Genomic DNA, 16,003 nt, shown 5'->3' with positions numbered 1-16,003 from the left:
AGTTGTAACGGCATGATCTGGAGGCAGGGGCAGGGGCAGGGGCAGGGGCAGGGGCAGGGGCAGGGGCAGGGGCAGGGGCAGGGGCAGGGGCAGGCTACCGTTTCGATAGCGAAAAGTGAGAAAAAGTGAGAACAGGCGCCGCAGAGGATGTGGCGCCCGTGCCGGAGTGCGGGTCAGCTTGCCTCGACCATACGCTGCCAGCCTGCCATGACATGATCGCTCAAGCGCTCCGATGCAGCTGTGGCATCACGCTGGAGCAGGGCTTCCACGATATGGCGGTGCTCGGCGTTGGAAGCATGCAGATTGCCGCGCTGGACCAGGCCGCGACGGCGAAACAGGTGCAGCTGCTTGACGATGTCGTCGTAGTAGCGCGCCAGAGAGGCGTTGCCGGCACCCGCCATCATGGTGTCGTGGAATTCCAGGTTGAGGCTGTAGTAGCTGTCCAGGTCATCTTCATCCGCGGCCTTGCTCATCTGGTCGACAAGCTGTTCCAGCTCATCAAGCAGTTCATCAGAGGCTCGTTCCACCAGCAGTTGTCCAACCAATGCAGTCAGCGCTCGGCGAACCTCATAAAGCTCACGAGCTTCGTCCAGTTTCATCTCGCGGACATAGGCTCCCTGGTTTGTTACATTGCGCACCAGCCCGGCATGCTCGAGACTGCGACAGGCCTCCCTGATCGGGCCACGACTGATGTTGAAGCGAGTGGCGAGTGCGCTCTCGTTGATTCGATCGCCGGCACTGAGTTCGCCAGTGATGATCATCTCTTCGATGGCTTCCTTGGCAATGGATGTCAGCGTATTGGAGCGTCGCTGACCGATGCGCTCGAGAGCGCTGACAGATCCAGGTTCCTTTCTCATCGCGTAGTTCCATAATTGTTAACTGTTAACAACATAGAGCCTGAGCGATATCAAGACAAGCCAGTCTGTGAACCTGGACTGGGTGTGTACCTCAGCAGTTATTTGCCGATTTCTTTTTTAAATCAATTATTAACCCGGCATGCATTCATGTTGGGTTGATGGCGGCACAGGGACGTGCCGCCGTCGGCCATGTGGCCGACGCGAGACCGCACCACACCAGCCGATCCGCGTATCTTCGCCAGTGTGGTGCGGACGAGAATCAAATCGATCAGGATGAGCTATTTGATTGCCATGTTAATAGTGATTTCCTCATCTCCATGGGCAGTTGAGGTGAGAGTTTCACGCCATGAGGCCGGTTCTCGTTGGCCTCAACTGCCCATTTCGATCCGTTGTTCCCTGCTGCACCCAACGGTTTCCCGGGCTACGTCAGGGCTGGAGGAGTGAGGCGAGGCAGGCGCTGCTCCAGCAGCATGGCAGCATGCAATACTCGCATGTCCTCGTAACGCGGGCCGACCAGATGCAGGCCGACCGGAAGCCCATGGTCGTCCAGTCCACAAGGCACTGAAGCCGCCGGTTGCTGGGTGAGGTTGAAGGGGTAGCTGAATGGCGTCCAGTCCATCCAGTCTCGCCAGGGGCCTCCCGGTGGAACATTGTGGCCGGCGGCGAAGGGAGCGATGGGTAGGGTTGGGGTGATCAACAGATCATAGCGCTCATGGAAGGCCTGCATCCGGGCGACCAGCTGTTCCCGCTCACGCCGCGCCGCGAGGTAACGAGACAGGGAGATATTCTGGCCGCGCTGTGCGATGTCGAGAAACCCGGGGTCCAGCTGTTCCACCTGCTGATCATCAAGATCTTCCAGCACCTGAACGGCTCCCGCAAACCATAAGGTATTGAAGGTCTCGAGGGGATCATCGAAGCCGGGGTCCACTTCCTCGACCACTGCGCCCAGTTCCGTGACCAGGCGAATGGTTTCCTCGATGCGCGCGGCGATATCGGGTGCGACATCCACATAACCCAGAGTGGGGCTATAGGCGATGCGCCAACCTTCCAGCGACTCCGGCGCCGGGGCCAGCCAGTCCACACTGCGAGGGTTGCCCAGGTAGCCATCGCGACTATCGGGTTGCGCGAGTACGCTCATCATCAGCGCGCTGTCCCTGGCGGTGCGTGTCATCGGCCCCAGGTGGGAGAGTGTCGACATGGCGCTGGATGGCCATTGCGGCACCCAGCCGAAGGTGGGCTTGATGCCGAATGTGCCGGTGAAGCTGCAGGGGATGCGTATCGAACCTCCGGCGTCGCTGCCCTGGTGCAGCAGTCCCAGATTCAAGGCCGCTGTTGCTCCGGCTCCCCCCGAGGATCCTCCCGGTGTCAGCCGCGTATCCCAGGGGTTTCGAGTGATGCCGTGGAGGGGGTTGTCGGTGACTCCTTTCCAGCCGAACTCCGGCGAGGTGGTCTTGCCCAGGATGACGGCTCCGGCAACCTTGAGGTGCTGGCTGACCGGCGCATCCTGATCCCATGGCCCCTTGTCGGAGGTCGTTGCCGAGCCCTTGCGTGTCGGCATTCCTGCGGTCAGGGTCAGATCCTTGATGGTGGTGGGGATGCCATCCAGCGGTCCGCAGGGGCGTCCCGCCTGCCAGCGTGCCTCGGATGCTCTGGCCGCCTGCATGGCGGTATCCGGTGCGAGGTGGGCAAAGGCATTGACCCGTGGGTTGTCGCGTTCGATACGCTGCAGGCAGTCCCGGGTCAGTTCGACCGGGGACAAGGCGCCACTCCGAAACAACTCCAGTGCCTCGCAGGCAGTCACATCCTTGAGATCAGTGGCGGCAGACTCTGGCATCATCATTCCTCCCCATCATCAACGATGCCTGCCTGTTCCAGCATGGCATGCAGCAGCACATTGCAGCCTACATGGAGGTGTTCCGGCTCGGCATTCTCGCTCTCATTGTGGCTGATGCCGTTCTCGCAAGGCACGAAGATCATTGCCGCAGGGGCGATTCGCCCCATGAAGATCGCATCGTGACCGGCGCCACTGACAATATCGAGATGAGATGCGCCGAGGCGCTCGGCGGCGTTACGTACCGAGCTGACACAGCTTTCGGCAAAGTGCTCGGGAGCGAAGTCCGCCGCTGGAGTGAGCTCCGCCGTCAGGCCGTGACGTTGGCAACTGTCTTCCACTGTCTGCTGCAATTCATCGCTCATCTGCGCCAGGATTTGCGGCTCGAAGTGCCGCAGATCGATGGTCATCTTCACCTGACCGGGAATCACGTTGCGTGATCCGGGGTGCAACTGAAGCATGCCCACTGTGCCGCGGCCATGGGGTTGATGGCGAAGGGCGATGGCGTTGATGGCCTGAGTCACCTCGGCGGCACCAAGCATGGCGTCCCGGCGCAACGACATCGGAGTCGGGCCGGCGTGAGACTCCTGGCCCGTCAATGTCAGATCGAACCACTTCTGCCCCAGCGCACCCACCACGACGCCGATGGTAGTGTGTTGATCCTCGAGGATCGGCCCCTGCTCGATATGGCACTCGAAGTAGGCCTTGATGCCCTCACGCTCGATGACATCGCTGCCACGATAGCCGATGGCGTCCAGCGCATCGGCCACCGTTACGCCATCGGTATCGGTCTGGCGCAGCATCTCGTGCTCGGCAAGCTGTCCGGTGAAGACGCCGGAGCCCATCATGCAGGGAGCAAAGCGGCAGCCTTCCTCATTGGTCCAGGCGACCACTTCGATCGGTGACTCGGTCTGGATGGCGTGTTGGTTCAGCGTGCGTATGACTTCCAGACCGGCCATTACACCGTAACAGCCGTCAAACTTGCCGCCGGTCGGCTGGGTATCGAGATGACTGCCGGTCATGACGACAGGGGCGTCAGGGTTGGTGCCGGGGCGACGGGCGAGGATGTTGCCGATGGAGTCCACTCGAATGCTGCAGCCTTCTGCGCGGCACCATTCAATGAACAGGTCACGCGCCTGACGGTCGAGCTCGGTCAGCGCCTGTCGGTTGACGCCACCTTTGGCAGTGGCGCCGAGGCGGGCCAACTCCATCAGCGACTGCCAGAGGCGGTCACTGTCGGTGGACCGCGCTCGGGTCCCGGTAGTCTGTACATCGGAGGTCGAAGTCGTCGTCATCGGTGGGGCCTCGCAGGTTCAGGTTGTTGTTGATTGGAGTGTTGATTGGAATGTTGGTGGAAATGTTGGTGGAAATGTTTGTTGGCAGTCAGGAGACCACCCGGCTGACGGTTCTCCGTCGTGGTACCGGGTGATGTCGTTGTTGTTGTCGGCGCTAGCGGAGCTGCTGGGCCATCTGCGTCAGTGGGGAGGCATCTGAACCCTGAGATAGACTCTCCGGTGCAATCAACATCTGGCCGGCCATCTCGGCTTCCAGCGCTGACATGTGTCCTTCCGCGTCACACATGTGTTCTGACATCAGGGTACGCACGCGCTCGGAATCCTCGGCACGAAAGGCTGCTACCAGGTCACGGTGATAGCGGTGGTTGGCCTCATCGAACTGTTTGCGTTCCGGTATGTACGCTTTCTTGACGACCACCAGGTCTCGCAACATGTCGTTGAGAAAACGGCACATGAACGCCAGCAGAGGGTTGGGGCAGGCTCGAGCCAGACAATTGTGGAACTCGAGCTCGAGGAACCGCTGCCGCCGGTGATCTTCTTCATGCGGCTGAGCGCATTCACAGCTCTCCATGTTGGCTTCCAGGCTGGCAAAGTCATCCTCGCCAAGACGCCCGACCACGGACACTGCCATTTCGACCTCAAGCAGACGGCGGAGCTGGTACACCTGATGGCCGTCGAGAGACTGGAAGTGGAGGAAGTTCCTCAGCATGCGGCTGGCGGGCTCCATACTCGGTGTGTGCAGAACGGCGCCCCCGCCTGGGCCTGTCTTGAGGGTAATGAGCCCTTCGACTTCGAGAATCTTCAGTGCTTCACGAACGGTGCCCTTGGCGCAGCCGTACAACTCCATCAGGGTGCGTTCGTTGGGCAGACGATCACCTTCCACCATGCCCTCGGTGGCGATCCAACGCTTGATGTCATCGCTGATCAATTCAGCGAGTTTCTGGCGGCGCCGTGGTGAAGGCGTCTGGACCATGTTCAGCTCCTTGAGAAGAGGCCGCGGCATGCCGGGCCCCGAGTATCCATTAACATGGCAATCAAATAGCTCATCCGGATCGATTTGATTGTCGTCCGCACCACACTGGCGCAGATGCACGGATCTGCTGGTGTGGTGCGGTCTCGCGTCGGCCTGATGGCCGACGGCGGCACGTCCCTGTGCCGCCATTAACCCAACATGAAAGCATGCCGGGTTAATAATCAACGTGCTTGATTGGCATCACCGACCACGGTCTGCCGACCATCGCATTGTTCTGGATGGTACTCCGCGACATAGTCCTGGCGCGCCTGATCGAAGCGCTCCACCACATCATGGTCACGCCGTTCCAGTGCCAGACTCAGTACAACGAAGAGTGTGGTGTTGATGATCAGCCCCCAGATACCGGCATGCAGACCCAGTGGGTTGCTGATATCGGCACCGTAGGTCAGCCACAGCACACAGCTGACACCAGCGACCAATCCCCAGAAGGCCGCCATGGGATGAGCACGGCGCCAGGTAATGGCACCGATGGTCGGGACGATCAGTTGTGCCGTACCTGCCAGAGCGGCGATACCGATGGTGACCAGTAGACCCGGCACCGTGAGCGCCATGATGTAGGCTGCCAGCGAGAAGCCGACCAGTGACAGTCGCCCGATGAAGACGATGCGTGACTGACTGGCATTGCGATTCACGTAACGCTGGTAGATATCCATGGTCACCACCGTCGAGACAGCGTGAATCTGGGAGTTAGCCGTGGACATGGCTGCGGCAGCGCCGGCTGCCATGATCAGCGATGCCAGCAGGTAAGGGGCGTAGTTCATCAACATGACGGGAAGTACCTGATCGGCATTCTCCAGTCCTGGTTCCAGCAGTACACCGGTGTAGCCGGTCAGTACTGAACCGAAGTAGGCAAAGGCGGCCAGACCCAGCAGGAATGGCATCAGGTTGAACAGCCGACCACTCTTGACCGAGTACATGCGGAGCCAGATCTGCGGGCCCATGAAGGCGCCAATGGCCACGATCATGAACAGCGAGAACCACATGCCGTAACCCATGTTGCCGTTGGGGCCGGGCATGGTCAGGTGTTCCGGAGAGGACGCAGATAGTCTGGCGAACAACTCGACAGGCCCACCCACCTGGCCGGAAATGTAGTAGCCCGCGAACATCATGCCGAAGAACAGTAGTGCACCGTAGATCACGTCGGTCCAGGCGATGGCACGGATCCCTCCGACCCAGACATAGACGATGATGATGAAGTAGAACAGCAGGGCGGCGAGCCAGAAGGGGACGACGCCTCCTGAGGCCACCTCGATCAGATAGGCTCCGCCGGTGAGCTGGATCTGCAGGTAGGGAACAGTGAACACCAGGGTGATGACGGCAACGAGGACGCGCAGGGCTTCGCTATTGTAGAAGTCGCCCAGCAGGTCGGACGGGGTCAGATAGTTGAAACGCTTCCCCAGATACCAGACACGCTTGCCGATCCAGTAATACATGAAGCCGAACAGCAGGTTCCAGGCCAGTGCGGTCAGGTATACCGGACCGCTGGTGTAGAAGGTGGCGTTGGAGCCGAGGAAGGCAAAGGCGCTCCACCAGGTGGCAGCGACGGTGAAGAATACGGCGACACTGCCCATGGCTCTGCCCTGGACGAAGAAATCCTCGCTGGTGTCCTGGAGCTGACGTGACGAGACCAGCCCAACGATCAGTGGGATGATCATGAACGCGGCAATGATCAGAATACTTCCGGTCATGGTGGCTCTCCTCAGCTGTCACGCTCTGGGTTGGATCGCGAAGCACTTCCCCAGTTGGTGAGGTAGGCCACCAGAAACAGGACCGTAAGGAACGCCCACCAGAATAGGTTCCAGACGAACAGGAATGGAATGCCCATGATCATGGGCTCTACCTGGTTGGCGACGAGGATGAGTGGGCTTTCCAGCATGATGAAGCCAAGTAACAGGCCACCATAGATGGTGAGCTTTCGGGTAGTGAAGGTCTTGCGCATCTTTGATTCCCCTTTGTCTTGATTGAGTTGTTTTGACTTGGTGGGGCGGGTCATTTCCCGATAACAGCTGCTATCGGGAGAGAGCAGACTGGCATTGCTTCATTTGTTGTATTTATACGAATAAATATACCAATAGGATCTGCAGGGCAGTCTGTCAAGGTTCGGCCATGAGCCAGGAGAGGAGGGGGTCATACTTTGTGATGAATTGTTAAAAACAGACTGGACGGTTTTTTATATAAGTGGTTATCTTGATTGATCAGAACAACAAGGCTCTGGGGCGTATATGCGGCCCGGGGGCACGACATCGAGGCACTTATGAAATGGCAGCAACAGAAGAGCCTGGCCACTCGCGAGAAGGTTCTGCGTGCCGCACTGGTCTGTCTGGAGCGCGATGGCTTCCATCATCTCAGTCTGGTGCGGGTGGCCAGTGAAGCCGAGGTGTCGAAGGGAGCCTTGACCCATCACTTCTCCAGCAAGGATGAGTTGATCACTCTGGCCATGGAAGTGCTGCTGGATGAGTTCGTGCAAACGCTACGGGCATCTGTCGATGATGTGCATGCCGGTAGGGTGAGCCTCGATGAGTGCCTCGACGGCATCTGGCACTTCATGAGTGGCCAGCTGTATATGGTGACGCTGGAGATCGCGCTGAAGGCGCGCCACGAAGCGGCGTTCAAGTCCGCATTGACCCCTCTGGTTCAGCACTTCCATGCCCAGTTGAACGATATCTGGATCAGGCTCTTTCCTGACCTCACGCCCGAGCGTGCTCAGGTGTTGATGAATTTGACCATGAACCTGCTGCGTGGGATGGGGACGCAAAGTGTTTTCCGTGAGGATCCCTCGTACTTCAACGAGTTGCTTGATACCTGGAAAAACATTCTCGACCAGCAACTGCCTCGTGGAAAAGACCACAAATACTGATTCGGTAACGAATCACATAACCCATCGCTGGCCTGTCCTGAACAGCGATGCCGCCAAACCGCTGCTTCACTGACGCTCTACAACGCACCGACGTTCTACAACAACTACCCCACAGGGGAGGTATGTCTGATGTACGCACTGGTACTCTTGCTCTATCTGGTGTTGATGGTTCTTGCGGGAATCTACTATTCAAAACGCAAGGTTCATAACGATACGGATTTCCTGGTCGCAGGCCGGTCCCTGTCATTCTTCGTGCTGACCGGAACGCTGCTGGCCACCTTCGTCGGCTCGGGATCCGTGATTGGCGGTGCCAGTTTCGTGTTCCAGAATGGCCCCGGTGCGGCAGTGTTCTTCTTCGCCGGTACGCCGATCGGCGCCATGGCCATGTATCTATTCCTGGCCAAGCGTATTCGCGAGTCTGAAGCGACCACCATTCCCGAACTGATCGAGCGGCGTTATGGCCGACATGCCCGTACCGTGGGTTCGATCATCATTCTGCTGGCCTATATCGGTATCGTGGCCTACCAGTTCATCGGTGGTGGCTATGCGTTGCATCTGGCCTTTGATATCCCCGCCTGGCAGGGCACGCTGATTTCAGCCTGTCTCATTACTGTGCTGGCCACCATGGGCGGGCTGGTGTCGGTGGCCTATACCGATTTCATCAGCGCCTTGATCATCTTCGTCAGTATGTTGATCGGTGTGCCTCTGGTGCTCAGCCAGTTGGGTGGGTTGTCTGGTCTGTACGCGGCGCTGCCGACGGAGCAACAGAGCTGGACCGGCGGGCTCAGCCTGTGGCAGGCAATCGGCTTCTTTCTACCGCTGTTCCTGCTATTGCTGGGAGACCAGAATCTGTTCCAACGCTTTGCCGCAGCCACTGATGGCAACACCGCCAAACGTTCGGCATTGGGCTTCTGCATTACCGGCCTGATTGCCATCACCCTGATTGTCATCCTGGTATGTGGCGCGCGAGTGATGTTCCCGGACATCAACCCGGATACCGCCATGCTGGTAATGGCCGAGCAGGGCCTGCCGGGCATTCTGGGAGCGTTTCTGCTGGCATCGGTGGTCGCCTTGATTCTGACTACCGGTAACTCGTACCTGCTGTCGGCATCGGCCAACCTGACTCAGGATCTCGTTGGCGGGTTGTTTGGTGTCTCGATCCCTGAGCGCAAGCGGCTGGCGTTCAACCGTGTCAGCGTAGCCGGACTGGGCATTGCGGCCTATGTCCTGGGGTCCTTCTTCCCCAGTGTTCTGGCCATCCAGATGTATTCCTATGGCATGTATGGCGCCGCCATTACTCCGGCGCTACTCGCCGCCCTGCTATGGAAGCGTGCCACTGCCTGGGGCGGCATGGCCGGGATGCTGACCGGCTGTATCGTTACGTTGGTCTGGGAGATCGGGTTGGGTAAACCATTGGGCTGGAACAGTGTGCTGGTCGCCATGCCGCTGGCAACGCTGATGCTGGTCGTGGTTAGCCTGCTGACGCAGTCAGCCAATGAACGTACTCAGGGGTTGAGGCAATAAATGGAGTCTGTGATGTTGATCATCAATAACTGTCGTGTATTCGATGGTGTCAACGACACCGTCAAGGACGACCAGAGCGTCATTGTCGAAAATGGGCAGATTCGTGATGTGGTCAGCGGCCGGGAGACGGCCGCTGCAGCGGAGGTCATCGATGCGCGGGGCGCGACCCTGACACCGGGGTTGATCGATGCCCACGTCCACGTACTGGCGGCGCATGCCAGCCTACGTCAGGTTGATCTGATGGCGCCTTCCTACGTGGCGCAGTTTGCCCATCATTCTCTGCGCGCCATGCTGCGTCGTGGTTTCACCAGTGTGCGTGATGCGGCTGGGGCTGACTATGGGCTTGCCCAGGCCATCGAGGAAGGGTTGATCGATGGCCCGCGGCTGTTCTATTGCGGTAAGGCACTAAGCCAGACCGGGGGGCACGGTGACTGGACACCTTTCGAGGGCGGTTGTATCTGCGGTTGTGGTGCGTCGACCAGCATCTCGCGGATTGCCGACGGGGTCGAAAGCGTTCAACACGCGGCGCGTGATGAATTACGCCGCGGCGCCCATCACATCAAGATCATGGCGGGCGGTGGTGTGGCTTCACCTTCGGATCCCATCGATGTGCTGCAGTACACCGAGGACGAGATTCGCGCCATCGTCTGGGAGGCAAATGCCTGGGGCAAGTACTGCCTGGCCCACGCCTATATTCCTGAAGCCATTTCCCGCTGCCTGGAGTATGGGGTTCGTTCCATCGAGCACGCCAACCTGATCGATCGCTCGAGCTGCGAGCTGGCGAAGCAGAAGGGTGCCTTTATCGTGCCCACGGTTAGCACCTACGAGGCGCTGGCGAAGCACGGGCGCGAAATGGGGTTGCCCGAGGTCAGCTGCGCCAAGGTCGAGGATGTGCGTCAACAGGGGCTGGATGCCCTGGAGTTGCTACGCGATACCGGTGTTCAGGTAGGCCTTGGCAGTGATCTGCTCGGTGACATGCAGCGTTACCAGATGCGTGAGTTTGCTCTGCGTGGTGAAGCCTTCACTCCAACGGAAGTCCTCAGGCAGGCGACCTCGATCAACGCAAGGCTGCTCGACCGTGAAGGAAGTCTCGGTGTTGTCCAGCCTGGAGCGCTGGCCGATCTCGCCCTTTGGGATGGCTGTCCTGACCAGGACCTGGGAGTACTCGAATATCCTGAAAAGACCTTGAAGGCAGTGATCAAGGGAGGGCGTCAGGTAGTGCTGTAGGCATTATTAACCCGGCATGCTTTCATGTGGGGTTAATGGCGGCACAGGGACGTGCCGCCGTCGGTGAAACTGAACTTCCAGAACTGTCTCTCCAAAGCTTGCTCGATAGAACCGGAAAATTTCTGCCAGAGGTGCCGTGTCGGCGCTCGCTGACGGGTATGCCTCCTTCTCATTAAAGTTGCTCTTCTCGAAGTGGACTGCTGGAACTGCGGTCCATCGCGCGTATTGATACTGACGTTTGTGAACCGGGTTTTCCTGGTGAGGAAGTGAAAACTTCTCTTCTTCAAGAGCGATGCCCGTGCCATTCCTGTGTCTTTCCTGGCCTTTGATCAGTGGATGATTCTGGCAGATAGTTCATGGAGGCCATTTCATTATGTCTAGAGTTTATGGTGTAAATGGCTTGTAAGTCCGAAGAGAATAATAGCTTTTCTTGTAAAAGGTAGAAACAAGATGATTCGGTTTTGAGTGTTTCGGGCAGCCCTTCAAAACGCTGGGTGACCGTCTGTTGAGATAGAGCAGTCTGGAGTGCTTGCTGCAATACGCGATGACGACTCTGCGAGGAAGGATGCCAATCTGGCTTCCGGCCTTTGAGCTGGGTGTCTCTGAAAGGAGTCAACAGATGAATTCCTTCAAGGAGTCGTTGTTCAGAGACCTGATACATAGGGTATTGGAGTGGCTACAAAGTGTTACTTCATTTGCTTCCGGGCTCAAGGAACGAGAGGTTCACCGCTTGTTATTGATCTGTCACAAGTATTACGGAGGGAAACGTCAGCATGCATTCCGAAACAAAGTGTACTTATGTGTATTTTGGTTTCCAGTGATGGTTTTTGTGGTTTTTATTGTTCGGTTTGTTGCTTGTTTTGAGTTCTTTGTTTTTGTTTATCTATTGTAGTCAAAGGTTTCTTTTCCCTTCTTGTTGTTCTGTTTTGTTTGTATTCGTATGTGCTTAATTATTTCTGGCACAAATTGAATTCCCTGATTAAGCTCTTTCTCAAGTGCATATGGAGTGCATGTTTCGTTCTTTTATTTCGTCAGTGAAAGAAGAGATCATTATAAAGGGATCTGAGCAATGAACATCAAAACCACGCCGCTGAATGCAGGGTTCGAAGACGCCATCTCATGGACTCTGGAAGGGGACTTGGCGGTTCAGGAACCGTCCAAGATTTTGCTGGACCTGGATCCAGGGTCTGTTCAACAGCTCACCAGAGACGGTGCCGATCTTGTTATCGAGACCGTGGACGGTCAGTCCATCAAGATTCTCGATTTTTACGCAGATAACGGGGCAGGCCCCAGCCAGCTTTATCTGGTGGATGAAGAAGGCGAAATCGTCTGGGCTCAACTGGAGCCAGCGGCAGCGGATGGAAGCGTTGCCGTTGCAAGCTACGTTCCCCAGGGTGAGATGGCGGACTTCGGCCTGGTGACGGCTGCAGAGTCAGGTTCTGATGACGGTGTAGCTGGGTGGGCGATCCTCGGCGCCCTCGGGGCTGCTGGCACTATCGCTGCTGTCGCCGCCGCGGATGGCGGAAGTAGTGGTGGCGGTGGAAGTGATAATGATGTTGATACCACCGCTCCAGATGCACCTACTGACGTTGTAGTTAGTGATGATGGCACCACGGTTACCGGTTCCGGTGAGCCCGGTACAACGGTCACTATTACCGACCCCGATGGCACTGTAGTGGGCGAGGGCACGGTCGGTGATGATGGCCAGTTCACAGTGGATCTTGATGATCCGCAGAACAATGGTGAATCACTGGAAGTGGTGGTGACAGATGGGGCCGGTAATGAGTCTGACCCCACCAATGTCACCGCCCCCGATACCACTGCTCCAGATGCTCCCTCCGACGTTGCCGTGAGTGATGATGGCACCACGGTTACCGGCTCCGGTGAGCCCGGCACAACGGTCACTGTTACCGACCCCGATGGCAATGTAGTTGGCGAGGGCACGGTCGGTGATGATGGCCAGTTCACAGTGGATCTTGATGATCCGCAGACCGATGGAGAGTCACTGGAAGTGGTGGTGACGGATGAGGCGGGTAATGAGTCCGATCCCACCAATGTCACCGCCCCCGATACCGGTGGTCCAGGTGATCCCGACACCACTGCTCCCGATGCACCTGCCGATGTTGCCGTGAGCGATGATGGCACCACGGTTACCGGCTCCGCTGAGCCCGGAACAGCAGTCACCGTTACCGATCCCGATGGTAATGTGGTTGGCGAGGGCACGGTCGGTGATGATGGCCAGTTCACGGTGGATCTGGATGATCCGCAGAACAATGGCGAATCACTGGACGTGGTGGTGACAGATGATGCGGGAAATGAGTCCGATCCCACCAATGTCGTAGCACCGGATACCACCGCTCCCGATGCGCCTACTGATGTTGCCGTGAGCGATGACGGCACCACGGTCACCGGCTCCGGAGAGCCCGGAACAACGGTCACTGTTACCGACCCCGATGGCGCTGTGATTGGTGAAGCTGCAGTAGGAGAGGATGGCCAGTTCACGGTGGGTCTGGATGATCCTCAGAACAATGGCGAATCGCTGGAAGTGGTTGCGACGGATGATGCGGGCAATGCATCTGACCCCACCAGTGTCGTAGCCCCCGATACCACTGCTCCAGATGCTCCCTCCGATGTTGCGGTGAGTGATGACGGCACCACGGTTACCGGCTCCGGTGAGCCCGGCACAACGGTCACTGTTACCGACCCCGATGGCAATGTAGTTGGCGAGGGCGCTGTCGGTGATGATGGCCAGTTCACAGTGGATCTGACCGACCCGCAGACCGGTGGCGAGTCACTTGAAGTGGTGGTGACGGATGAGGCGGGTAATGAATCCGCTCCCACCAATGTCACCGCCCCCGATACCGGTGGTCCAGGTGATCCCGACACCACTGCTCCCGATGCACCTGCCGACGTTGCGGTCAGTGACGATGGCACCACGGTCACCGGTTCCGGTGAGCCGGGCGCAACCGTGACGGTGACCGACCCGGATGGCACGGTGATCGGTGAAGGCACTGTCGGCGACGGTGGTCAGTTCGAGGTCACGCTGGATACACCGCAGGTGGATGGCGAAGCGCTGGAAGTGGTCCAGGCTGATCCGGCAGGCAATGCGTCGGAGCCTGCCACGGCGACAGCACCGGACAACACTGCGCCGGCTGCTCCTGCCGACGTTGCGGTCAGTGACGATGGCGCCACGGTTACCGGTTCCGGTGAGCCGGGCGCAACTGTAACCGTGACTGACCCGGATGGCACGGTAATCGGTGAAGGCACTGTCGGCGACGGTGGTCAGTTCGAGGTCACGCTGGATACCCCGCAGGTCGATGGTGAAGCGCTGGAAGTGGTCCAGGCCGACCCGGCAGGCAATGCGTCGGAGCCCGCCACAGCCACAGCACCGGATAATACCGCGCCGACTGTGTCGATGGATCCGCTGACCACCGACGATGCGACGCCGGCACTAAGCGGTACGGTGAATGACCCGGATGCGACAGTCACGGTTACCGTGGATGGCACGGCCTACGATGCCACCAACAACGGTGACGGTACCTGGAACCTGGCCGACGATACGCTGGCGGCACTGCCGGTCGGCGACACTACCGTCACGGTGACGGCTGCCGATGCAGCGGGCAATGAAACGGCAGTGGATGTCACAGTCACGGTTTCCGACAGTGGCGGTGGCGCTGACGGTAGCCTGAGCTTCGACGATGGCGGCGACGGCATGTTGAATGCTACCGAGGCTGCCAATGTCACTCTGAGCGGTGAGCTGGAGCCCGGTGGTGCCATTACCAGCCTTGTCATCAGTGATGGCACCAACGAAGTCATCGTGGCAGCGGCGGATATCAGCGTTGACCCGGATACCGGTGCTATCGCTGTCGTAGGTCAGGACCTGAGTGGTCTGACCGAAGGCGAGATCACGGTCACCGCCGAGGGCACGAATGCCGCTGGCAATCCCATCTCCCTTACCGATACCACCACACTGGATGCTACCGCTCCGGAGGCTCCGGCCGATGTCACGGTCAGTGATGACGGCACCACGGTTACCGGTTCCGGTGAGCCGGGCGCAACCGTAACGGTGACCGACCCGGATGGCATGGTGATCGGTGAAGGCACTGTGGGCGACGGTGGCCAGTTCGAGGTCACGCTGGATACCCCGCAGGTGGATGGTGAAGCGCTGGAAGTGGTCCAGGCTGACCCGGCAGGCAATGCGTCGGAGCCAGCCACGGCTGCGGCACCGGACAATACTGCACCGAACGCGCCGGCTGATGTGGCCGTCAGTGACGATGGCACCACGGTCACCGGTTCCGGTGAGCCGGGCGCAACCGTGACGGTGACCGACCCGGATGGCACGGTGGTTGGTGAAGGCACTGTGGGCGACGGTGGCCAGTTCGAGGTCACGCTGGATACCCCGCAGGTCGATGGCGAAGCGCTGGAAGTGGTCCAGGCCGACCCGGCAGGCAATGCGTCGGAGCCCGCCACGGCGACAGCACCGGACAATACCGCGCCGACTGTGTCGATGGATCCGCTGACCACCGACGATGTGACGCCGGCACTAAGCGGTACGGTGAATGACCCGGACGCCACAGTAACGGTCACCGTGGATGGCACGGATTACGATGCCACCAATAACGGTGACGGCACCTGGAACCTGGCCGACGATACGCTGGCGGCACTGCCGGTCGGCGACACTACCGTCACGGTGACGGCTGCCGATGCAGCGGGCAATGAAACGGCAGTGGATGTCACTGTCACGGTTTCCGACAGTGGAGGTGGCGCTGACGGTAGCCTGAGCTTCGACGATGGCGGCGACGGCATGTTGAATGCTACCGAGGCTGCCAATGTCACTCTGAGCGGTGAGCTGGAGCCTGGCAGCACTATCACCAGCCTGATCATCAGTGACGGTACCACCGAGGTTACGGTGGCCCCGGCGGATATCAGTATCGACGCGGACACCGGCGCGATCACGGTCGCAGGGCAGGACCTGAGCGGTCTGGCGGATGGCGAGATCACGGTGACGGCTGAGGGTACGGATGCTGCTGGTGGCGCTATCTCGCTGACCGATACCACCACGCTGGATGCTACTGCGCCGGCTGCTCCTGTCGACGTTGCGGTCAGTGACGATGGCACTATGGTCACCGGTTCCGGTGAGCCGGGCGCAACCGTAACGGTGACTGACCCGGATGGCACGGTAATCGGTGAAGGCACTGTCGGCGACGGTGGCCAGTTCGAGGTCACGCTGGATACGCCGCAGGTCGATGGCGAAGCGCTGGAAGTGGTCCAGGCCGACCCGGCAGGCAATGCGTCGGAGCCTGCCACCGCGACAGCACCGGACAACACTGCGCCGGCTGCTCCTGCCGACGTTGCGGTCAGTGACGATGGCACCACGGT

The 16,003-nt window shown here is 59.1% G+C and carries 11 protein-coding genes; 5 read left to right on the top strand and 6 right to left on the bottom strand.

The features are described 5' to 3' along the window. Positions 1-173 precede the first annotated feature (173 nt). Positions 174-857: a GntR family transcriptional regulator gene (locus BUE38_RS05715; RefSeq protein WP_073434056.1), complete on the bottom strand. Its 684-nt coding sequence runs from the start codon at positions 855-857 to the stop codon at positions 174-176. A 158-nt stretch (positions 858-1,015) separates the two neighbouring features. Here BUE38_RS05715 and BUE38_RS22890 point away from each other — a divergent pair, with 158 nt between their 5' ends. Beyond that, entirely contained in the window at positions 1,016-1,186 is a 171-nt protein-coding gene (locus BUE38_RS22890; RefSeq protein WP_159438857.1) for a hypothetical protein, read from the top strand. A gap of 92 nt (positions 1,187-1,278) precedes the next feature. On the opposite strand, the gene BUE38_RS05710 is transcribed toward BUE38_RS22890, so the two are convergent. The 5 genes from BUE38_RS05710 to BUE38_RS05690 form a co-directional block, all read right to left on the bottom strand. Beyond that, a complete protein-coding gene (locus BUE38_RS05710; protein ID WP_073434055.1) occupies positions 1,279-2,691 on the bottom strand; it encodes an amidase in 1,413 nt (470 codons plus the stop codon). 2 nt (positions 2,692-2,693) lie between these two features. Continuing rightward, positions 2,694-3,983, bottom strand: a complete 1,290-nt coding sequence (locus tag BUE38_RS05705) for a Zn-dependent hydrolase (RefSeq protein WP_073434054.1) — start codon at positions 3,981-3,983, stop codon at positions 2,694-2,696. A 154-nt stretch (positions 3,984-4,137) separates the two neighbouring features. Then, complete coding sequence (locus BUE38_RS05700; RefSeq protein ID WP_234986789.1) at positions 4,138-5,145, bottom strand: FadR/GntR family transcriptional regulator; 1,008 nt, start codon at positions 5,143-5,145, stop codon at positions 4,138-4,140. 32 nt (positions 5,146-5,177) lie between these two features. Then, positions 5,178-6,704, bottom strand: a complete 1,527-nt coding sequence (locus BUE38_RS05695; protein WP_073434052.1) for a sodium:solute symporter family protein — start codon at positions 6,702-6,704, stop codon at positions 5,178-5,180. Positions 6,705-6,715: 11 nt separating this feature from the next. Then, positions 6,716-6,955: a hypothetical protein gene (locus BUE38_RS05690; protein ID WP_073434051.1), complete on the bottom strand. Its 240-nt coding sequence runs from the start codon at positions 6,953-6,955 to the stop codon at positions 6,716-6,718. A gap of 315 nt (positions 6,956-7,270) precedes the next feature. Between BUE38_RS05690 and BUE38_RS05685 the strand changes: the two genes are divergently transcribed. From BUE38_RS05685 to BUE38_RS22885, 4 genes are all read left to right on the top strand, one after another. Then, positions 7,271-7,873 (top strand): TetR/AcrR family transcriptional regulator, encoded by a 603-nt coding sequence (locus BUE38_RS05685; protein WP_073434050.1) that lies wholly within the window; start codon positions 7,271-7,273, stop codon positions 7,871-7,873. A 129-nt stretch (positions 7,874-8,002) separates the two neighbouring features. Next, on the top strand, positions 8,003-9,397 hold the full coding sequence (locus tag BUE38_RS05680; protein ID WP_073434049.1) for a sodium:solute symporter family protein: 1,395 nt from the start codon (positions 8,003-8,005) through the stop codon (positions 9,395-9,397). Between the two features lie 12 nt (positions 9,398-9,409). Further along, positions 9,410-10,624 carry a metal-dependent hydrolase family protein gene (locus tag BUE38_RS05675; protein WP_159438856.1) on the top strand — a complete coding sequence of 405 codons (1,215 nt, stop codon included), beginning with the start codon at positions 9,410-9,412 and terminating at the stop codon, positions 10,622-10,624. A 1,069-nt stretch (positions 10,625-11,693) separates the two neighbouring features. Then, the coding region (locus BUE38_RS22885; RefSeq protein ID WP_234986788.1) for an Ig-like domain-containing protein at positions 11,694-16,003 on the top strand (4,310 nt) is incomplete at its 3' end.

This window comes from Halomonas cupida (assembly GCF_900142755.1).
GTDB classification, from domain to species: Bacteria; Pseudomonadota; Gammaproteobacteria; order Pseudomonadales; family Halomonadaceae; genus Halomonas; species Halomonas cupida.
Note: the sequence above shows the minus strand (reverse complement) of the source record. Positions and strands in the feature narration are given on the sequence as shown.